This window comes from Methylocystis sp., from assembly GCF_021731785.1.
Taxonomy (GTDB): domain Bacteria; phylum Pseudomonadota; class Alphaproteobacteria; order Rhizobiales; family Beijerinckiaceae; genus Methylocystis.
This window is the reverse complement of the sequence record NZ_JAKFWS010000013.1, coordinates 1-20,509: the sequence shown is the minus strand read 5'-3', so window position 1 is coordinate 20,509 and position 20,509 is coordinate 1. Positions and strand designations below refer to the sequence as shown.

Below are 20,509 nucleotides of genomic sequence, written 5' to 3'. Positions count from 1 at the left end.
GCGCGCAAAGGCTTCGAGAGACTTGCGCACAGCCGGCCCTTTCACAAAATCCCGCAACCGCCTATATTCAATTTGCCGTCGCTTGCGGCGGCTATGGCGATAAACGGACACCGTAATAAACCATTCGGACCCGGGGGCGGTACCCGGCGCCTCCACCTAAGCCCGTCGCCTGCGGCGGGTTTCGGCGGGGGCGAAATAGGATCGACGAGGGCGTAAAGGGTGATTTTTCGCTCGGCATGATACCGCCGTTATCGGGTCAAACCTTATAGTTGCCAACGACAACTATGCTCCGGTGGCCGTCGCTGCGTAATGCAGCGCCCAAACTGGGAATTAAGCCCTAGGGGTTTGCACTTCTAGGCGGGGTCAGGAGGCGCCTGGCAACAGAAGCCTCCACTTAATTCTTTTCGCGCCGCGCCGCGGTGGCGCAAAGCGCGGCAACATGATGGTCGGAAGCGGCAGCCGGACGACCATGCAGATGGCGGTTTGGCGCGAAGCAATGGCCAAAGACATTATTCGTTACGATCTTCTCGTCCAGGACGCCATGCGCGGCGTCATGCGCAAAGTGCTGAACGACGCCGCGGAAAACGGCTATCTGCCGGGCGATCATCACTTCACCATCAGCTTCCGCACCGACGCGCCGGGCGTGACGATTTCGCGTCGCCTCGCCGAGCAATGGCCGCGCGAACTGACGATCATCCTGCAGCATCAATATTCGAATCTCGAAGTCGACGACGAAGGCTTCGGCGTCACTTTGTCCTTCCGCTCGATCCCCGAGCATCTTTACGTGCCCTTCGCGGCCGTCACCGGCTTCTTCGATCCCGCGGTCAAATTCGGCTTGAGCTTCGAGGATGCAGAAGATGATGCGGATGAGGAGACGGAAGAGGAGTCGCCTTCGGCAGGTCCGAGCCTTCTCAAGAAGCCGGAGCCGGTCAGGGAGCTCAAGCCGGTCAAAACCGAGCCCGCCAAGGTCGAGCCCGCAAAGGTCGAGTCTAAGTCAGAGCCGGCCAAGGCGCCGGCCGGCGAGAAGCTAAGAAAGCTCCGGACCGTCGAAACGAAAGAGGAAGGCGACGACAAGATCGTCTCGATCGACGCCTTCCGCAAAAAGCCCTGATGGGCGAGATCGTCAATCTGCGCCGCGCCCGCAAACAGCGCGATAGGCGCGCGAAGGACGATCAGGCGCAGGCGAACCGCGCCGCGCATGGGCGTTTGAAATCCGAACGCGAAATTAGCGCCGCGCAGGCTCGTTTAGAGACGGCGAGGCTCGACGCGCATAAGCGCGATCGGGAAGCGGACGATCAAGCGTGAGCGAGGCTTTTACGCCTCAAGACGCCAACTCCCGCCGGGTCGTCAAACATTCGGTCGTTATCGCCGGCCACCGAACCAGCGTGTCGCTTGAGGACGCCTTCTGGCGGGCGCTGAAGGACATTGCGACACAGGAAGGCATCTCGCTTGCGGCGCTGATCGCGCGGGTGGACGCTGGGAGAGGCGAAGCAAATTTATCCTCGGCGTTGCGGGTGTTCGTGCTGGAACGGGCGCTGGGGCGTTCTTGAACCCCTCCGAGTCCGCTGGCCAAAGTCGCTAGCGAGGTCGCAATTTCGCCGAGAGCAGTCGCTCTCCCGCTCTGGTTACGCCGGCTCGTTTTCTACTTCAACCGACTCTGCAAAAAGCAAGGCGCGGTGTGACACGGCAAGTTCTCTCGGCAGGCCGAACGCATAAATGAGGCCGATGACGAGGTCGCCCAAGCCCAGCAGAGCGGCAATCAAACCAACATCGCCGAACACGCCAGCCGGAATGAGCACGATCGCCGCGACATAACGGAGTAACGACTCCCAATAGACCAATGCGCCGCGCTGGATCAGATTCCGCGAGGCGAAAATCAGCACAACGCAGGTGTAAGCTAAAAATCCTGCAATAAGCCATCCCCACACGGGCGAACAGATATTCAGTCCAATCGCCCGATAAAGCGGCGGGAACGTCAAAAATGAGGCCAAGACGGCGTTGTAAACACCAGACCAAAAGACAAAGGTCGACATTTTGAAGGGCATGCGTGCGCCTTACGCTTGCGAGCGTTCATATCGTTGGCGCCCGCCGAATGGTTGTCATTCAATCGCGATGCAGCGGTCGTTTCAGCTTTTCCATGACCTGATCGATCGAGAAAGTCGCGGCCTTCTGACGAGGCGGATAGTCTTTGAACGTCGCCAGATATCGTCCGACATAGGTCTGTGCGGGGATCAGCATGAACGCATGATCGAGCAGCCAGTCGTAATAGGTGTTTGACGTTATGTTCGCGCGCTCATAGGGGTCCATGCGGAGGTTGAAAATCAGCGGCACGCGAAGATTGGTCAGCGGCTCGGCCCAAACGCGCAACGTGCCCGGCGCTCTTTGTTCTGAAAAAACGAACTTCCAATTGTCAAACCGAAGTCCCGTCAGATCGCCATCATCGGATATGTAAAAGAACTCTCTGCGCGGGCCCTTATCTTCCTCGCCTGTCAGATAGGGTAGTAGATTGTAACCATCCAGATGGACTTTGTAGTTGGATTTTCCGATCTTGTAACCCTTCAGCAATTTTTCCTTTATGTCCGGCACGCCTGCGGCTGCGAGAAGCGTCGGCATCCAGTCGAGATGCGAAATGATCTCGTTGGACACGGAACCTGGCTTGATCTTGCCAGGCCAGCGAACCATCGCCGGCACGCGATAGGCGCCTTCCCAGTTGGAGTTCTTCTCGTTGCGGAAGGGCGTCATCGCCGCATCCGGCCAAGAATTCATATGGGGCCCGTTGTCGGTCGAATAGAAGACGATCGTCTGATCCTCAATCCCGAGATCTTTGATCTTTTGAAGAACGGTCCCGACGTTCTTATCGTGATCGATCATCACATCCGCATATGGCCCGTTCCAGCGCCCCGATTGGCCGACGCTTCTGGGTTTTGCATGCGTGCGAAAATGCATGTGGGTGAAGTTCAGCCACAGAAAAACTGGCTTATCGGCTTTCACCTGCTTTTCGAGGAAATCAACGACTCTAGCGGCTACGTCGTCATCGATGGTTTCCATTCGCTCCCGGGTCAGCGGCCCTGTGTCTTCGACTTTCTGACCGCCATTCGCCGTCGCGAAGCTGTGGATGACGCCGCGCGGGCCGAAATCCTTGCGAAAATTGGGGAATTCCGGGTCGTTGGCTTTCGGATAATCCGGCAGTTCGGGCTCTTCCTCAGCATTCAGGTGATAAAGGTTTCCATAGAATTCGTCGAAGCCATGCGCCGTAGGCAGAAACTCATCCTTGTCGCCAAGATGGTTCTTGCCGAATTGGCCTGTCGCATAGCCTTGCGCCTTGAGAAGCTCGGCGATCGTCGGGTCTTCCTTGCGCAATCCGAGGTCCGCGCCCGGCAGACCGACTTTGGTTAGGCCGGTGCGCAATCCGCTCTGCCCCGTAATGAAAGAGGCGCGTCCCGCGGTGCAGCTCTGTTCGCCATAATAATCCGTAAAGATCATGCCTTGCTGGGCGATGGAGTCGATATTGGGCGTACGATAGCCCATCAGTCCGTTGGTATAGGCGCTAATGTTCGACTGTCCGATATCGTCGCCCCAAATCACCACGATATGTGGTTTTTTTGTCGTCTGGGCTTGCGCAGCAGCGAGCGGGCTAGCCAACGCGCCCGCGAGCGTTAAGACCGCAACTAGTCGCATGAACGCCCTCCCTCTCTTGTGATCGATTGCCTATATTTTCCCACAGATAGCCCCCTCCTTGGCTTCTACAAGGCTAAACCGAGCCTGCAAGCGCCGCGTTTGAACGCCAATCGCAACGCCAATTGCAGGCTTGCCGATCGAGCAAACGGAATGAAAATAGTGCGGGTGTTCGGCTTCGTCGCATTCACATTAGCGGTTTTTTTCTTGCGCCCGGCGCTGGCTCTGGACGCTCTTCCGTCTTGGAACGACGGTGCCGCCAAGCAGGCGATCATCGCCTTTGTCGCTCGGACGACAGCCGATGGCGGGCTCGAATTTGTAAAGCCTGAGGATCGCATCGCCGTTTTCGACAATGACGGAACGCTCTGGACCGAGTGGCCCGCCTATTCGCAACTCTTCTTCGCGCTCGATCGGGTGAAGGCGCTTGCGCCCAAACATCCCGAATGGCGCAAGAAGCAGCCCTTCAAGGCGGCGCTGGAAAATGATTTCAAGACTCTCGCCTCTGGGGGCGAGAAAAATGCATTGCGTCTCGTCACCGCAACGCATGCGGGCAATACGCCGGAGGAATTCCAGGCGATCGTCGCGCAATGGCTTGCAACGGCGCTCCACCCTCATTTCAAGCGACGATACGATGATCTCGTTTATCAGCCTATGCTTGAGTTGCTCGCCTACCTGCGCGCCAATGGTTTCAAGACCTATATCGTTTCGGGGGACGGCTCCGAATTCATCAGAGCTTTCGCCGAACGTGTCTATGGCGTGCCGCCGGATATGATTATTGGCTCGACGATCGTTACGAAATTCGTCGTCAAAGACGGCGCGCCCATGCTCTTGCGAGAACCCAAAATCAACTTCATCGACGACAAGGCTGGAAAGCCCGTCGGGATCAATGAATATCTTGGTCGACGTCCCATCGCCGCCTTCGGCAATTCCGACGGCGATTTCGAAATGCTGCAATGGACGACCGCCGGCAAAGGCGCGCGCTTCGGCCTCATTATTCACCACGACGACGCGCAGAGGGAGGCCGCCTATGACCGCAACTCTTCCGTCGGGCGCCTGAACCGCAGTCTCGACGAGGCGCAGGCGCGTGGATGGATTGTCGTCAGCATGAAGAATGATTGGAAGAGTGTTTTTTCAAAATCCGGTCCCTAGGTGGGACGGAGCGCCCGCGGCCACGGTCTTGGCCGCCCAATCTCGTGATTCCCCATCCGTTCTCCTATATGATGGGAGAATCATGAAAAGCAGCCTATCGTCCCAGCCCGACGATTATACGCCGCAGACGGGCGGGCTCGCCGCGCGCGCGGCGGCGACCGGAAGGCCGCGCTATCTCGATGCGCTCAATCCCGAGCAGCGCGCCGCGGTCGAGACGCTCGACGGTCCGGTGCTGGTGCTCGCCGGCGCCGGCACCGGCAAGACTCGGGCGCTGACGACGCGCATCGCCCATATTCTGGCGCTCGGCAAGGCGCGCGCCTTTGAAATCCTCGCCGTCACCTTCACCAACAAGGCGGCGCGCGAAATGCGCGAGCGCGTCGAGGCGCTGGTCGGCGAAGGTGCGCAAGCCATGCAATGGCTCGGTACGTTTCACGCGATCAGCGCCAAGATCCTGCGCCGCCACGCCGAACTCGTCGGCTTAAAGCCAAACTTCACCATTCTCGATGTCGACGACCAGATTCGCCTGTTGAAGCAGGTGCTGCAGGCCGAGAATATCGACGACAAGCGCTGGCCGGCGCGCGCGCTCGCCATGCGCATCGACGGCTGGAAGAATCGCGGACTGACCCCGGCGCAGCTTCCCGCCGGCGAGGCCGAGAGCTTCGCCAACGGCAAGGGCGCGGCGCTTTACGCGCTCTATCAGGAGCGGCTCAAGGTTCTGAACGCCGTCGATTTCGGCGATCTCCTGATGGAGAGCCTGCGGCTGTTTCGCGACAATCCGGACGTGCTCGCCGATTATCAGCGCCGGTTCAAATATATTCTCGTCGACGAATATCAGGACACCAATATCGCGCAATATCTGTGGCTGCGGCTGATCTCGCAGGCGCGCGCGCCGGGGCAACAAAATCTCTGCTGCGTCGGCGACGACGATCAAAGCGTCTATGGCTGGCGCGGCGCCGAGGTCGAAAACATCCTGCGTTTCGATCAGGATTTTCCTGGCGCGAAAGTAATCCGCCTGGAGCGCAATTACCGCTCCACCGGGCATATTCTCGCCGCCGCCTCGCATCTCATCTCGCACAATGAAGGAAGGTTCGGCAAAACGCTGTTCACCGATGGCGATGAGGGCGAAAAGCCGACGCTGACCGGCGTTTGGGACAGCCAGGAAGAGGCGCGGGTCGTCGGCGAGGACATCGAGCAGTTGAGCCGCAAAGGCGATTCGCTTGAAGAGATTGCGATTCTGGTGCGCGCCTCGTTTCAGATGCGCGAATTCGAAGAGCGCTTCGTCGAGATCGGCCTGCCCTATCGCGTCATCGGCGGTCCGCGCTTCTATGAGAGGCTCGAAATCCGCGACGCGCTCGCGTACCTCCGCTGCGTCGCCCAGCCGGCCGACGATCTCGCTTTTGAGCGCATCGTCAATACGCCCAAACGCGGGTTGGGCGACGCGACGCTGCAAATGCTGCATGAATATGCGCGGCGCGAACGCGTGCCGCTGATGCAGGCGGCGCGTTTTTTGACCGAGAGCGAGGAGCTTAAACCCAAGCCCCGCGGCGCGCTGCGCAGCCTTATCGGCGATTTCGATCGCTGGCGCACGCTGATCGATTCCAAGCCGCAGCATGAGCTTGCCGAGCAGGTCCTCGATGAATCCGGCTATACGGAGATGTGGCGCGCCGACAAGACGCCCGAGGCCGCCGGGCGACTCGACAATTTGAAAGAGCTTGTTCGGGCGATGGAGGCTTTTCCCGATCTCGCCGCGTTTCTCGAACATGTGTCGCTCGTCATGGAGACCGACAGCGCCGTTGATCAGGAGCGCGTGTCGATCATGACGCTGCATGGCGCAAAGGGCCTCGAATTCGAGACCGTCTATCTGCCCGGCTGGGAGGAGGGCCTCTTTCCAAGCCAGCGCACGCTCGACGAACAGGGACGCGCCGGCCTCGAAGAGGAGCGCCGGCTCGCCTATGTCGGGCTGACGCGCGCCAAGCGGCGCGCCAAAATTTATTTTGCCAGCAACCGGCGCATTCACGGTCTGTGGCAGCCGACCGTGCCCTCGCGCTTCATCGACAATCTGCCATCCGACAATGTCGAAGTGGTCGAAGCGCCGAGCGGCTCGCAATATGGCTCTTATGGCGTCTCGCGCTTCGCCAATCTCGACGTTTATGGTTCAGACTATGCGACGCCGGGCTGGAAGCGGGCGCAGGCGGCGCGGGGCGACAACGCGCGCAGCGACACGGCGCGCGAGTCGCGCGGCGCGCGCGGCAAGCAGCCGATGACGATCGACGGCGAAGTGATCGCGCGGTCATCCGGCGGATCGCGTTTTTCGGTCGGCGCGCGGGTGTTTCACTTGAAGTTCGGGCCGGGCTCCGTGGCGGCGGTCGACGGCAACAAGCTCACCGTCGATTTCGACAAGGCCGGCAGGAAGATGGTGCTGGAGAGTTTTGTCGAGGCGGGGTGAGTATAATATGCTGCCGTTGAGATATCTTAAAAGAGCAATTTTCGTTGCGGCGCTCCTTCGTTGTAGCGCTCCCAAGTCCCCAAAAAATGGACCGCTCAATTGACGCGTCAAAGCCGATGGTAAATTCCTCGCATCTTGAAGAGACGAGGAAACGCGATGCGCACCAACAGCCGCGACATCAAGCGCCGCCTTGAAAAGGACGGCTGGGTGCTTGAGCGCATAACCGGATCGCACCACGTCTTTCGCAATCCCAAAACTGGCGCCATAATCCCCTTGCCCCATCCGAAAAAAGACCTTGCCCTGGCCTGGTCTGGAAAATCTATAAGGCTGCGGGGTGGCCGAAGGACTGAGACGCATGACGCATTACGTCGCCATTGTCGAAGAGGAAGAAGGCAAGGCGGTCGGCGTCTGGTTTCCAGACTTGCCCGGTTGCGTCTCCGCTGGCGACTCATTGGACGCGGCGATGCTGAATGCCGCCGAGGCGCTCGCTCTGTGGATCGATGTTGCGAAAGAGCACGGCGACGATGTTCCGCCGCCACGCGCATTGACCGAGTTGAAGCGCGATCCCGAAATCGCGGAAGACATTGCGCGCTACATGGTCGCGCTCATTGAGCATCATCCGTTGCGTCAGGCTGCTTGATCCGTCGACTGTCGCGTGGATGGCCGCGACAAGCGCGGCCATGACGCGGTGAGAGACGCGATGAGATGACGCCTCGCTAAGCTAGATTCCAAGCCCGGCGCCACTGTAGCGTCGCCGCCACAGTCCGGCTTTTTCGGCGTCCGAGCGGCGACTGCGGGTCCTTGCCGATTCACAAGCCCGACGTCGCGCATTACTGTTTACGTCGAAGCACTGGCGAAGCGCCGCGCGTTTGCGCCATCGCACAGATTTTCACGCAAAAGACGCCCAGACCTCGCCGCGACGAGGTTCGCGCGAGGATGAGCCATGACTGCTGGCGAAAAGGCCGGGCGAATTTTCTATATCGCTGTTGCATCCGCGATCGTTTCGGCGTTCGCGGCGCCTGCGCTAGCGCATCAATATCCGCCGCGCCGCGCCGAAGTCTTCGACCCGCCGCCGCTCGTCGCGCTGTTTGGCGCGGCGCACGTCCCGACGCGGGCGCCGCTGGATAATCCCGATTTCGCCTTCACAGACGCCGCGCCCGCGGCAGCGTTGCTTGACGCCGCGCCGCGCGCCGCGCCAGCTCAGCCGGACCCGCTCGACCTCGCCTGGAGCCTGCAGCCCGCAGAGAACCGCGAACTCGCCTTGGCGCTCGACGCCTGGGCTGGCGAGGCCGCCGCAGCGCCGGATCGCCGCCGCCTGCGCGCGGCATTGGCCGCCGCTTACGCCGCCAAAAATTTCGCGCCCTTGTGGATCGAGAATGGCGAATGGCGCGCTTCGGCGCGGGCGGCGCTGGCGCGGCTCGCGCGCGCCGCCGACGACGGTCTCGATCTCCATGCATACGCCACGCCGGACTCGGAGAAGGTCGCGCCTGCGGCGGCGGACGATTTTGCCCTCTCGGAAGCGGTCGCCGCTTATGCGCTGCAGGCGCGCGGCGCTAGGGTCGACCCCGAGCGCATCTCTCGCCTCATCGGCGCGAAGACCACCCTGCCCGATCCGGCGCGCGCCGTCGTGGACATCGCCGGCGCCGGCGAAACCGCAGGCGATGCGCTGCAGGCCTATAATCCCGCGCATTACGGTTATCAGCAGCTGCGCGAAAAACTGATCGAGCTGAGGGCGCAGCGCGCCGCCGCGCCGGTTGCCGATCGACGTTACGCAGCCGCTGACGGCGTCTCGCAGAGCGACGCGCTGCCGCCGACAAGCAAGTCCAAACGGCGGCGCGCAGCCGCGCCCGCCAACGCTTCGACCGCGCGCGTCGAGGCTGAAATCATCGCCAATATGGAGCGCTGGCGCTGGCTGCCACGCGACCTCGGCGACGAGCGGGTCGAAGTCAACATCCCTGACTTTGAGCTCGCCGTCGTGCGCAACGGCGAGGTGACGCATCGCACGCGAATCATCGTCGGCAAGGAGACGACGCCGACGCCTATTTTCTCGAACGCGCTGCAATACATCATCGTCAATCCCTATTGGAACGTGCCGCCGTCGATCCTGAACAAGGAGATGCTGCCGAAGGCCAATGGCGACGTCGCCGCCATCGCGGCGAGCGGCTTCGACGTGTCCTATCGCCGCGGCAAGCTCGTGGTGCGCCAGCCGCCGGGCGAACGCAATGCGCTTGGCCGCATCAAATTCATGTTCCCGAACGACTTCTCGGTCTATCTGCACGACACGCCGTCGCGCAATCTGTTCGCCGCGTCGCATCGCGCCTTCAGCCATGGCTGCATGCGCGTCGATGCGCCCTTCGCGCTCGCCGAAGCCGTGCTCGGCCCCGGCGGCGGCTGGTCGGAGAGCCGCGTGCGCCGGCTGATCGGCGGTTCGGAACGCTACATCAATCTTTCGAAACCGCTGCCGATCCACATCGAATATTTCACCGCCTATGTCGACGAAGGCGGGCGAATCGTGCTGCGCCCTGATCTCTATGGCTATTCGGCGCGGGTGCGAACGGCGTTGGGGCTGGGCGCCTGATACGCATTTCGGTTGATCCGTTCGTTGCGACTGTCATTCCCGGCAGGCCGAAGGCCTGACCGGGAATCCAAGGCCACTCCAAGAATGCTGGTTTTGCTCTGGATTCCGGATCTCGCGCCTTGCGCGCGTCGGGAATGACCCCCGAGCCGTCGAAACGGATTTCGTATGAGTCCTTCACTTTCGCGGTAACGGACTGCGAGCATTTGCGTCGAGGTCTAAGGCCAACGCCGGGGGTGACAAGGGGCGCGGCGGCGTGGAAGAAGCTTATCTCATGTCCACAAGACGCTGCTAAGCTTCGAATGTCCCCGCCGCCCCTCCTCGCTCTGCAAGGCGTGACGCTGACTCTCGGCGGAAAGCCGCTGCTCGACGGCGCCGATCTCTCCGTCGCGCCCGGCGCGCGGCTGTGCGTCGTCGGCCGCAACGGCTCCGGCAAATCTACGCTGCTCAAGATCGCGGCGGGCGAAATCGAGCCCGACGGCGGGACACGCTTTCTGCAGCCCGGCGCGAGCTTACGCTATCTTCCGCAGGAGCCGGACTTTTCAGGCTTCCCCACCGCCCTCGCCTATGTCGAAGCAGGGCTTGGCCCGCTGGACGATCCTCACGTCGCCAGGACGCTGCTCAACGATCTCGGGCTCCAAGGCGATGAACACCCGGCGCACCTCTCTGGCGGCGAGGCGCGGCGCGCGGCGCTCGCCCGCGTTCTGGCGCCCGAGCCCGACATTCTGCTGCTCGACGAGCCGACGAACCATCTCGATCTGCCGACGATCCTCTGGCTTGAAGCAAAGCTTGCCGCGCTTCGCTCGGCGCTCGTCCTCATCAGCCACGACCGCCGCTTTCTTCAGGACCTGACCCGAGAAACGCTGTGGATCGATCGCGGCCAAACGCGCCATCTGGCGCGCGGCTTCAAGGAGTTCGAAGCGTGGCGCGACCGCGAACTGGAGGAAGAAGACAAGCAGCAGCACAAATTGGCGCGTAGAATCGTCGCCGAGGAACATTGGCTGCGCCACGGCGTCTCGGGTCGGCGCAAGCGCAATATGAAGCGGCTTGCCGGCCTGCATCATCTCCGCGCCGAGCGCCGCAACCGCGTCATGCCGACGGGCGACGTGAAGCTTGAAGCCAGCGAAGCGCAGCTTTCCGGCAAGCTCGTCATTGAGGCGATAAAGATCGGCAAATCCTACGGCGAACGCGTCATCGTCGACAATTTCACGACGCGCATTCAGCGCGGCGATCGCCTCGGAATCGTCGGGGCGAACGGCGCCGGCAAGACCACGCTCGTCAGTCTCCTGACCGGCGCGCTTGCGCCTGACGGCGGCAAGATTCGCCACGGGGCCAATATCGAGATGGCGACTCTCGAGCAAAGCCGGGCAAGCCTCGATCCGGCAACGACATTGCAGGACGCGCTGACTGGCGGCGGGTCCGACACGATCGAGATCAATGGCGAACGGCGTCACGTCGTCGGCTATATGAAAGATTTCCTGTTCAAGCCCGAACAGGCGCGCACGCCGATCGGCAGGCTCTCGGGCGGCGAACGTGGACGCCTGTTGCTTGCGCGCGCGCTAGCCAAGCCGTCCAATCTTCTCGTGCTCGACGAACCGACCAACGACCTCGATCTCGAAACGCTCGATCTCCTAGAAGAAATGCTCGCCGATTATCCCGGCACGCTCATCGTCGTCAGCCACGATCGCGATTTTCTCGATCGCGTCGCGACAAGCGTGCTGATGAGCGAAGGCGACGGGCGTTGGATCGAATATGCCGGCGGCTATAGCGACATGGTCGCGCAGCGCGGCAAGGGCGTCGAGACGCTCGGCGCGTCGGCCTCGACGCGGGACTCGAAAGAGAAGCCGGCGCCGCGCGAAAAGGCGGCGGCGAAACCGAAGCTTTCTTTCAAGGAGCAGCACGCGCTCTCAACTCTGCCTGGCAGGATCGACTCGTTGCGGGAGAAATGCGCCAAGCTGCATCGAGTGCTGGACGACCCGCAACTCTATGCGCGCGATCCGGCCGGATTCGCCAAAGCGAGCGAGGCTTTCGCCGCCGCTGAAGCCGATCTCTCCACTGCCGAAGAGGAATGGCTGGAGCTGGAGATTAAGCGCGAAGAGATAGAGGGGTAAACGGCGGCTCTTGCCTTAAGCCTGAGCGCGTTATCTTAGTACAGCAGAGCGGGAGGGAAACATGACCGACAAATCGGCTCCGGCGCCTTATGGCACAGTGACGCCCTATCTCTGCATCGCAGGCGCAGCTAAGGCGCTCGACTTTTATAAAGGCGCTTTTGGCGCCAAGGAGCGCGTGCGCGTTCAACTCCCCAATGGTCTGATCGCCCATGCAGAGATCATGATCGGCGATTCGATTGTTATGCTCGCCGATGTTTATGAAGAGGGTGGATTGACGCCGCCGAGAGCGCTCGGCGGTTCTTCGATAAGCCTAAATGTCTATGTGCCCGACGTTGATTCGAGCTTCGTCAAAGCGATCGAAGCCGGCGCGACCAAAGTCTGCGGGCTGCAAAATATGTTCTACGGCGATCGCAGCGGAACAGTTCGCGATCCTTTCGGCCATGTGTGGGTGTTATCGACGCGCAAGGAAGAGATCACTGTGGACGAGCTCAAACGCCGCGCGCTCGATATTTGTTATTCGCTCAACGCCGCGCCCGCAAAAGCAGGAGCGCGGTGACGAGCGGTCCCAAGGCGAGCGCCAGCAGCGCGTCAGAAAATTCGCCGGTCGCGCCTTTGATGAGGCCGACGAGATAAGGCCCGGCGAAGCCCGAAATATTGCCGATGGAATTGATCACCGCGACGCCGACGACGCCGTCTCCCGAACCGAGCGCCAGGGTAGCGAAGCTCCAAAAGGTCGGCAGCGCCGCGATCGCGCCGATGGCGGCGACGGACAGCGCGATCATCGACAGCAATGGCGTCGGCGCATAGGCGGCGCAGGCGAGTCCGATTGCGCCAATGACGCTGGCAAGCGCCGTGTGGCCAATGGTCTCGCGCCGGCGGTCGGAGCTGCGGCTCCACGCCCACATCGCGAGCGCGGCGCAGATGTAGGGAATCGACGCCAGCAAACTTGTGGAGACGACGCCAAAGCCGAACGCCTTGATGATTTGTGGAAGCCAGAAGCTCAAGCCGTAAAGGGCGATGACGATGCCGAAATAGGCGACGCCGAGAATGAGAACGCGCATATCCTTCAGCGTGCGCCAATGGTCGCCATGATCCTTGCCGGATTCGCGCTCGAGCACGGCGCGCAACGAGGCTTTTTCGCCGGGAGTGAGCCATTTCGCCGACTGAGGTCCGTCAGGCAAATAAAAGAAGCAGACAATCCCGAGAATGACCGACGGCAGCGCCTCCATCAGGAACAGCCAGCGCCAGCCGCTGATCCCCCCGACACCATCCATCGTCGCCAGGATGAGCCCGGAGATCGGCGATCCGATCGCGCTCGACACAGGCACCGCGATGAGAAAGCCGGCGAGAACGCGCGCGCGCTGTGCGGCGGGAATCCAATAGGTGAGATAGAGAATGACGCCGGGCGCAAAACCGGCTTCCATCACGCCGAGCAGCAGCCGCAGAACCACGAAGCTCGCCTCGTTCCAAATGAAGGCGGTGAGCGCCGAAACGAGGCCCCAGCTGACCATGATCCGCGCAATCCACATGCGCGCGCCGACGCGGTGCATGATGTAATTGCTCGGCGCTTCGAACAGGCAATAGCCGATAAAGAAGACGCCGGCGCCCCAGCCGAAGAATTCCGGGGTGAAGCCGAGTTCGCCATTCATCGTCAGCGCCGCGAAGCCGATGTTCACGCGGTCGAGATAAGCGACGATAAAGGCCGTGACGAGAAAGGGGACCAGTCGCCGCGCCGCCTTCGCGACGACGCGATCGGCGTCGACGACCTCGCGCGGCGCTTGCGGCTTTCGTGCGGCTGCAAGCGCCGCTTCTGACATGGCTAGGCTCGCTCAAAGCGCATGAGATGATGCCAGCGATGCGGGATGTCGCCGGCCAGGCGTTCGAGACCCGCCGCCTGCGCCTGCCGCTCCAAAAGCGACAATGGCTCCGGGTAGTCGCTGGTCGAGACATGCTCGTAGATCGCGTCCTTTTCGGCGCGCGAAAGCCCGGTCCAATCCTTCTCGATCCAATCGAAGTAATGCTTCAAATAGTCTTCGCGGGTTTCGTTTTCCTCGCGCATCGTGTCGACGAGCAACAGCACGCCGCCGGGCGCGAGCGCGCGCGCCGCGCGGTGGAAAAACTCCGCTTTGTCCTCGGTCGCAAGATGATGAAGAACGAAACTGCTGTGTATGACGTCGTAGGTCACGCCGTCAGCGAGCGCCGACAGCATGTCGCTATGCGCAAGCCGCACCGGACATGGCAGGGATTTGAGATTCTCGGCGGCAAGCGCCAGCGCAGTGTCGGAAAGATCGACCCCCTTGTAGCTCGCCGGCGGGACGCGGCTCAAAATCGGCGCGAAAACATGCGCATCGCCGCAACCGAGATCGAGCAGGGAAAAGTCGCCGCCCCGGAAACGCGCGCGCAAGGCGCGTTCGACCTCCTCGCTGAGCGCAGCGTGAAACATGAAATCCTTGACGACGACCTTCTTATAGGTGTCCCAAAGATCGAAAATCTCGCCTGAATAGGCGTTGGTCACACGAGCGTCCATAGAGCCAGCCCCTTCGTCGTCGCTTTACTTAAGAGCGAAGCCCAGCGCATTCAAAGCCTCGCGGATTCGTTCGCGTCCGCTCAACGCCTCCGGCCCGCGCACCCGCGACAACGCCTGTCGAATCCAGCCCTGATCCGGCAGGCCCTGCTCCTTCTGGAACTCCTTGAACTTTTCATCGAGCGTCTCGATCGCCTCGCGCTGCGCATCGCCCCAATGATATTGCTCGCGATGAAGCACCGCTCCCTGACCGAGGCGCGGTTTGACCGCGGCGTTGGCCGCCGGATCGGGAACGCCGACGGCCATGCCGAAGACGGCGAAGACGTTCGGCGGCAGGTTCAGTTCCTTCGCCACGTCTTCCGGCTTGTTGCGCATCGCGCCGATATAGCAGCAGCCGAGGCCGATCGATTCAAGCGCAGAGACGGCATTCTGCGCGGCAAGCGCGGCGTCGACGACGCCGGTCAGGAACATTTCAAAGTATGACAGTCCGGCCGCATCGCGGCCCCTATCGCGCCCGAGATTCTCCAATCGCGCGAGATCGCAAAGCCAAACGAGAAACAGCGGCGCATTGTGGATATGTTTCTGACCGCCGGCGAGGTCCGCAAGACGGGTTTTGCGGGCCTGATCCTCTACGGCGACGACGCTCCAGACTTGCAGATTCGACGATGTCGACGCCGACTGCGCGGCGGCCACAATGATCTCCAGCGCGCCTTCGGGCAGCGGCTCGCGCAGGAAATTTCGATGCGAACGATGCGCAAGAATAAGGTCGAGCGTGTCGTTCCACTGCGTCGGCTTTGGCGAGTCGTCGCGACGATAGCGCTCAAACATCGCCGCCGCGCCGCGAGGATCGAAGGGTTGCAGGCTTAAAGGCTTGTTCATGAGCTTCCAATTGTAAAAGGATGCGCGGCAAGCCAAGCTTGTCACAGCGCTCTTGCCTCAGTTTAGCAAGCCGGGCGCAACGGTCCAACACTTCGGGTTGGAAGACTTCAGACCGGTTTAGGCACCAGTATCGCGCGGAAGTCGTTGACGTTTGTGCGCGTGGGCTTGGTCACGATGAGGTCGCCAAGCTTCTCGAACGCGGTATAAGCGTCATTATTCGCGAAGAGCGCCTTCAGATCGACGCCTGACTTTTTCGCGCGCTCGAAGGAATCCGCGGTCATGATCGCCCCGGCGTTGTCTTCGCTGCCGTCGATGCCGTCGGTGTCGCAGGCGATCGCCGATATGCCGCCAAAGCCTTCGAGCGCGAGCGTCAGCCCCAGCAGAAATTCGGCGTCGCGTCCGCCCCGCCCCTTGCCGCGCACCGTGACCGTCGTTTCGCCCCCGGAAATGATCGCGACCGGCGGCGCGAAAGGCTGGCCATGAAGCGCGATCTGCTTTGCGATGCCGGCGTGCACCAGCGCCACGTCGCGCGACTCGCCTTCAAGATCGCCGAGGATGCAGGGCGTGAACCCCGCCGCCTTAGCTACGGCAGCGGCCGCGTCGAGCGAGCCTTGCGGCGTAGCGATGAGAATGTTCTGCACTTTTTCAAAAATGGCGTCGCCGGGCTTGGGCGTTTCACATGCGCTCTCTTGCAGATGCGCCAGCACCGCCGCCGGCGCGTCGATCTTATATTTCGCGATGACGGCGAGCGCGTCTTGGCGCGTCGTCGGATCGGGAACGGTCGGGCCGGAGGCGATGACCGAGAGATCGTCATTGGGCACGTCGGAAATCATCAGCGCCACGACGCGCGCCGGCGCCGCGGCGCGGGCGAGACGCCCGCCCTTGATCGCCGAGAGGTGCTTGCGCACGCAATTCATCTCGGAAATATTCGCGCCGCTCTTTAACAGCGCCTTGTTGACCGCCTGCTTTTCCTCGAGCGTCACGCCCTCGGCCGGCAGCGCCATCAGCGCCGAGCCGCCGCCGGAAATCAGCGCGAGGACGAGATCGCCTTCGGAAAGCCCCTGCACTTTTTGCAAAATGCGCTTCGCGGCCTCGCGGCCTGCGGCGTCGGGAACCGGATGCGACGCTTCGATAACTTCGATGTGTTTTGTCGGCGCGCCATGCTCGTAGCGCGTGACGACCAGACCTTCGAGCGGACCGTTCCAATGCGCTTCGACCGCAGCCGCCATGGACGCCGCGGCCTTGCCGGCCCCAACGACGACGGTGCGGCCCTTCGGCAGCGCGATCTTCGCAAGATGGGGCGGCAGGCAGATCGCCGGCGATGCAGCGCCGACGGCGGCGTCAAACATTGCGCGCAGAAGCTGGCGGTGTTCTTGGGACATGGGCTTCGAAGTCCGTTCACAATTCGCTGTTGTTCCCTTCTCCCGCTTGCGGGAGAAGGTCGCGCCCAGCGTTTCGCGTTCTTACGCCGCCATCGCGTTGGCTTTTTCGATCAGCGCCTCGGCCATGCGGATCGAGGCGATGTCGATCAGGCGGCCGTCGAGAGAGACAGCGCCCTTGCCTTCCTTGGCGGCCTGCGCCATCGCGTCGAGAATGCGGCGCGCCTTGGTCACTTCCGCCTCGGACGGCGTGAAGACCTGATTGGCGAGCTCGATCTGCGACGGATGGATCGCCCATTTGCCTTCATAACCGAGCACCGCGGCGCGCTTGGCGGCGGCGATATAGCCGTCCGGATCGCCGAAGTCGCCGAACGGGCCGTCGATCGGGCGCAGGCCATAGGCGCGGCAAGCGACCATCATCCGCGTCTGCGCCGCGTGCCACTGATCGGCCCAGTAATATTCGCGATTGCCGCTCGCGTCCTTGTCGGTGAGCACGCCGTAATCCGGGTTGACGCCGCCGATGACGGTGGTGCGGGCGCGGGTCGACGCCGCATAGTCGGCGACGCCGAAGGACATCGCCTCAAGGCGCTTGGACGACTGCGCGATGGCTTCCACATTGGCCATGCCGAGCGCGGTCTCGATGAGGATTTCGATGCCGATCTTCTTGGTGCGCTTTTTGTACTGCTCGATCTGCGTGATCATCATGTCGATCGCGTAGACGTCGGCCGGAACCCCGACCTTCGGGATCAGCACGATGTCGAGACGCGGGCAGTTTTCGAGAACGTCGACGACGTCGCGATAGCAGTACTGCGTGTCGAGACCGTTGATGCGCAGAGTCATCACCTTCTTGCCCCAGTCGATGTCGTTGAGGCCCTGGATGATGTTCTTGCGCGCCTGTTCCTTGTCGTCGGGCGCGACGGCGTCCTCAAGATCAAGGAAGATCTGATCGGCTTTCGACTGCGCGGCTTTTTCAAACATGCCCGGCGCCGATCCCGGCACGGCAAGCTCAGAGCGGTGGAGACGCGGCGTCGCCTGCTCAATCAAAGTGAAGCTCATATCATTACCCCTTCCTGTTGAATTAGCCTGTGGCCCCGAGGCCGGCGGCGACGCAGCTGATCGAAAGCAGCAGAGGCACTTTGACGGCCTCCTTCTCCGCTTCGTCCTTTGCCTCGCGGAACCGGCGAAGCAGGGCCACCTGCTCGCGATTGACCTCGTTGATGGTCTGCAGGCGATGCGACAGCCGCGCCTGATATTCCTTGAAACGATCCGCCAGTTCGACGCCGCCGGTGACGCGCAGCGCCATCTCGCGCGTCAAGCCAAATTCCTCTTCGATCGCCTTGAAGATTTTGGTTCGAACGGCTTCGTCCGCGACAAGTCCGGCATATTGCCTGGCGATCGAGAGATCGACGAGCGCGAGCGTCTTCTCGACCTCGTCGATAATGAGCCGGAACATCCGCGAATCTTCGAACATGCGGCGCAAGAGCTCGAAACCGCGGTCGCCGCGCACGTCAATGAAGTTCTTCAACCCCGAGCCGACCCCGTACCAGCCGGTGATCGAATGGCGGTTCTGCGCCCAGGCGAAAACCCAGGGGATCGCGCGCAAATCCGCGAGGCTTTTGGCGCCGAAGCGCCGCGCCGGCCGCGACCCGATGTTGAGAAGCGAAATCTCTTCGAGCGGGCTCGCGGCCTGGAAATAGGCGACAAGGTCGGGATCGCCGATAAATTTCGCGTAAGCGGCAAAGGAAGCGCCGGAAATCTCCTCAAGCGCCTCGTCGAATTCAGCATGCGGCGCCAGCGCTTCCTCGCGTTCGGACTTTAGCGCGTGCTGGAACACAGACGACGCCAAGAGTTCCATCTGGTAGGCCGCCGTGCCGCGATTGGCGTATTTGAACGAGACGACCTCGCCCTGCTCGGTGACTCGGAACCGCCCGCGAATCGAGCCCGCCGGCTGCGCCGCGATGGCGTGGCCGGTCGGCGCGCCGCCGCGCGACACCGAGCCGCCGCGTCCATGGAAGAAAGCGATCGCGACGCCCTGCTCCCGTCCAACCTGAGAGAGGCGCGCCTGCGCCTTGAACAGCTCCCAGTTCGACGACAAAAAGCCGCCGTCCTTGTTGGAGTCGGAATAGCCGATCATCACCTCTTGCAGATTGCCCTGCCAGCGCGTCGAGCGGCGCACGACGGGAACCTGCAGGAGATCGCGCATGATCGCCGGCGCGGCGCGCAGATCGCCGATCGTCTCGAAGAGCGGCACGATCGGCAACGTCAGTATCTCGACGCCGGGTTCGTCAAGGAACAGCCCCGCCTCCTTGGCGAGCAGATAGACGCCGAGCACGTCGACCGCCGAACGCGTCATCGACAAAATGAATCCGCCGAAGGCTTCGCGGTCGAGCTGCGCCCGCATCTCGGCGACCACTTCGAACATCTCGATGACGTCGCGCGTATCAGCTGAGAGCTTGTCGCGCGGAACAGGCGTCGTACGCGGCTTTGCAAGCTCGGCGAGAAGCCACTGGCGCCATTCGGGAGCATCGAGGTCTGGCGGCGTCGCGCCGCCAGTCTTTATGCGCCACAGCTCCTCGAGCGCCTGCGTGGTGCGGGTGGTGTTCTGGCGGATGTCGAGGCGCACCGTGCTGAAGCGGAAGGTTTCCACCGCGCGGCGCAGCGGGCGTACGAGATCCGTCGCAAGCGCGTCGCTCTTGGCTTCATTGAGCGCCTTTTCGAGCGCCAGCACGTCGGCGATGAGTTCGTCGGCGCTCGCATAGCGCGGACCAGTCGTCGGCTCGGCGTTAACGGCGCGCAGCGTCTGATCGAGCTTGCGCAGGATCGTCGAAACGAACTGCCGGTAAGGCTCGTTCTGATTGCGCGCTTCGATGACGGGACCGTCCGGCAGCGCGGCGAGACGTTCAGCCAATTCCTCGCGGAACGACGCAGGTATATCAGCGGCGCGCTGACTGATCGACAGCATGCGCGCGAGATCGACGAAGCGCGTTCGATAGTAGTGGAGGCTCGCGGAGGCGTTTTCGCGCATCGTGCGGCGCGTAACGTCGTTCGTCACGAACGGATTGCCGTCGCGGTCGCCGCCAATCCAGGAACCGAACTGGAAGAAGGGCGCGACTTCGAACGTCTCGTTTGGATAGTGACGTTTCAGCGCACGTTCGCAGGACGACAGAAGCTCCGGCGCGAGATCGAAAAGGCTCTCGTGAAAGAAGTGCTGACCCCAGGCGACTTCCTGATCGACAGTGGGTTTCTCGAGGTGCAATTCGCCAGTGAGCCACAGAAGTTCGATCTGATCATAGATCGACTTGACCAGCGCTTCGCGCTCGCGGTCGGTCCAGCGGGTCGATTCAAGTTCGCGCATCAGCAGATAGATGCGGCGATACTTTTCAAGGATCGAAACGCGCTTCGCCTCGGTCGGATGGGCGGTGATGACGGGGCGGATGCGCAGCGTCTGCAATTGCGCGCGAATCTCATCGGCGGCGACTCCCGAAGCCGCGGCGCTCGACAAGACGTAGTCGAACGTGCCGAGCAGCTTGTCGTGGCCTTTCTCGCGCTCGATCCGCCGGCGCCGGCGCATGGCGTAGGCCTGTTCGGCGATGGAGACGAGCTGAAACAGGATGCCCTGCGCCTGAAGCGCGCGCGCCATCTGGCGCGGCTCGAGACCCGCGCCCGCCTTGGAGTCGCGCACCACCGCCTCGATCTCCGGCGTGTGACGGCGAATGACGGTGAGCAACTGTTCACGCAGAAAAGCGGACGCTTCGGTGACCGAACGAGTCG

The 20,509-nt window shown here is 62.1% G+C and carries 17 protein-coding genes, 1 other RNA gene and 1 pseudogene; 11 read left to right on the top strand and 8 right to left on the bottom strand.

Annotated features, from left to right (window positions below):
- Positions 1 to 35 precede the first annotated feature (35 nt).
- From ssrA to QZ964_RS02810, 4 genes are all read left to right on the top strand, one after another.
- Positions 36 to 395: a transfer-messenger RNA gene (gene ssrA, locus QZ964_RS02825) on the top strand.
- A 101-nt stretch (positions 396 to 496) separates the two neighbouring features.
- Complete coding sequence (locus QZ964_RS02820; RefSeq protein WP_292528616.1) at positions 497 to 1,111, top strand: SspB family protein; 615 nt, start codon at positions 497 to 499, stop codon at positions 1,109 to 1,111.
- Positions 1,111 to 1,305, top strand: a complete 195-nt coding sequence (locus tag QZ964_RS02815) for a DUF4169 family protein (RefSeq protein ID WP_292528614.1) — start codon at positions 1,111 to 1,113, stop codon at positions 1,303 to 1,305. The genes QZ964_RS02820 and QZ964_RS02815 overlap by 1 nt, the downstream gene beginning before the upstream one ends.
- Positions 1,302 to 1,550 carry a ribbon-helix-helix domain-containing protein gene (locus QZ964_RS02810; protein ID WP_292528612.1) on the top strand — a complete coding sequence of 83 codons (249 nt, stop codon included), beginning with the start codon at positions 1,302 to 1,304 and terminating at the stop codon, positions 1,548 to 1,550. The genes QZ964_RS02815 and QZ964_RS02810 overlap by 4 nt, the downstream gene beginning before the upstream one ends.
- 75 nt (positions 1,551 to 1,625) lie before the next feature.
- Here QZ964_RS02810 and QZ964_RS02805 read toward each other — a convergent pair whose 3' ends face one another.
- Both QZ964_RS02805 and QZ964_RS02800 read right to left on the bottom strand, forming a co-directional pair.
- On the bottom strand, positions 1,626 to 2,045 hold the full coding sequence (locus QZ964_RS02805) for a hypothetical protein (protein WP_292528610.1): 420 nt from the start codon (positions 2,043 to 2,045) through the stop codon (positions 1,626 to 1,628).
- A 58-nt stretch (positions 2,046 to 2,103) separates the two neighbouring features.
- Positions 2,104 to 3,678 carry an arylsulfatase gene (locus QZ964_RS02800; RefSeq protein WP_292528608.1) on the bottom strand — a complete coding sequence of 525 codons (1,575 nt, stop codon included), beginning with the start codon at positions 3,676 to 3,678 and terminating at the stop codon, positions 2,104 to 2,106.
- A gap of 150 nt (positions 3,679 to 3,828) precedes the next feature.
- Here QZ964_RS02800 and QZ964_RS02795 point away from each other — a divergent pair, with 150 nt between their 5' ends.
- The 7 genes and pseudogenes from QZ964_RS02795 (at position 3,829) to QZ964_RS02765 (ending at position 12,512) form a co-directional block, all read left to right on the top strand.
- Positions 3,829 to 4,824 carry an HAD family hydrolase gene (locus QZ964_RS02795; RefSeq protein WP_292528606.1) on the top strand — a complete coding sequence of 332 codons (996 nt, stop codon included), beginning with the start codon at positions 3,829 to 3,831 and terminating at the stop codon, positions 4,822 to 4,824.
- An 82-nt stretch (positions 4,825 to 4,906) separates the two neighbouring features.
- Complete coding sequence (locus QZ964_RS02790; RefSeq protein WP_292528604.1) at positions 4,907 to 7,270, top strand: ATP-dependent helicase; 2,364 nt, start codon at positions 4,907 to 4,909, stop codon at positions 7,268 to 7,270.
- A gap of 156 nt (positions 7,271 to 7,426) precedes the next feature.
- Positions 7,427 to 7,510 (top strand): annotated as a pseudogene (locus QZ964_RS02785) (type II toxin-antitoxin system HicA family toxin); the annotation flags it as partial.
- Between the two features lie 115 nt (positions 7,511 to 7,625).
- Entirely contained in the window at positions 7,626 to 7,910 is a 285-nt protein-coding gene (locus QZ964_RS02780) for a type II toxin-antitoxin system HicB family antitoxin (RefSeq protein WP_292528602.1), read from the top strand.
- A gap of 303 nt (positions 7,911 to 8,213) precedes the next feature.
- Positions 8,214 to 9,848 carry a L,D-transpeptidase family protein gene (locus tag QZ964_RS02775; RefSeq protein WP_292528600.1) on the top strand — a complete coding sequence of 545 codons (1,635 nt, stop codon included), beginning with the start codon at positions 8,214 to 8,216 and terminating at the stop codon, positions 9,846 to 9,848.
- A 299-nt stretch (positions 9,849 to 10,147) separates the two neighbouring features.
- A complete protein-coding gene (locus QZ964_RS02770) occupies positions 10,148 to 11,956 on the top strand; it encodes an ABC-F family ATP-binding cassette domain-containing protein (RefSeq protein ID WP_292528599.1) in 1,809 nt (602 codons plus the stop codon).
- A 61-nt stretch (positions 11,957 to 12,017) separates the two neighbouring features.
- Positions 12,018 to 12,512: a VOC family protein gene (locus QZ964_RS02765; protein WP_292528596.1), complete on the top strand. Its 495-nt coding sequence runs from the start codon at positions 12,018 to 12,020 to the stop codon at positions 12,510 to 12,512.
- Here QZ964_RS02765 and QZ964_RS02760 read toward each other — a convergent pair.
- The 6 genes from QZ964_RS02760 to QZ964_RS02735 all read right to left on the bottom strand — a co-directional run.
- Positions 12,478 to 13,773: an MFS transporter gene (locus tag QZ964_RS02760; protein WP_292528594.1), complete on the bottom strand. Its 1,296-nt coding sequence runs from the start codon at positions 13,771 to 13,773 to the stop codon at positions 12,478 to 12,480. The genes QZ964_RS02765 and QZ964_RS02760 overlap by 35 nt on opposite strands.
- 2 nt (positions 13,774 to 13,775) lie before the next feature.
- Complete coding sequence (locus QZ964_RS02755) at positions 13,776 to 14,483, bottom strand: class I SAM-dependent methyltransferase (RefSeq protein WP_292528592.1); 708 nt, start codon at positions 14,481 to 14,483, stop codon at positions 13,776 to 13,778.
- A 24-nt stretch (positions 14,484 to 14,507) separates the two neighbouring features.
- Complete coding sequence (locus tag QZ964_RS02750; RefSeq protein ID WP_292528591.1) at positions 14,508 to 15,359, bottom strand: NADPH-dependent oxidoreductase; 852 nt, start codon at positions 15,357 to 15,359, stop codon at positions 14,508 to 14,510.
- 107 nt (positions 15,360 to 15,466) lie between these two features.
- Positions 15,467 to 16,741: a glycerate kinase gene (locus QZ964_RS02745; protein WP_292528589.1), complete on the bottom strand. Its 1,275-nt coding sequence runs from the start codon at positions 16,739 to 16,741 to the stop codon at positions 15,467 to 15,469.
- Positions 16,742 to 16,822: 81 nt separating this feature from the next.
- On the bottom strand, positions 16,823 to 17,794 hold the full coding sequence (locus QZ964_RS02740; protein WP_292528587.1) for a CoA ester lyase: 972 nt from the start codon (positions 17,792 to 17,794) through the stop codon (positions 16,823 to 16,825).
- A 22-nt stretch (positions 17,795 to 17,816) separates the two neighbouring features.
- Positions 17,817 to 20,509, bottom strand: a 2,693-nt coding sequence (locus tag QZ964_RS02735; RefSeq protein WP_292528585.1) for a phosphoenolpyruvate carboxylase, incomplete at its 5' end; no start/stop codon positions are given.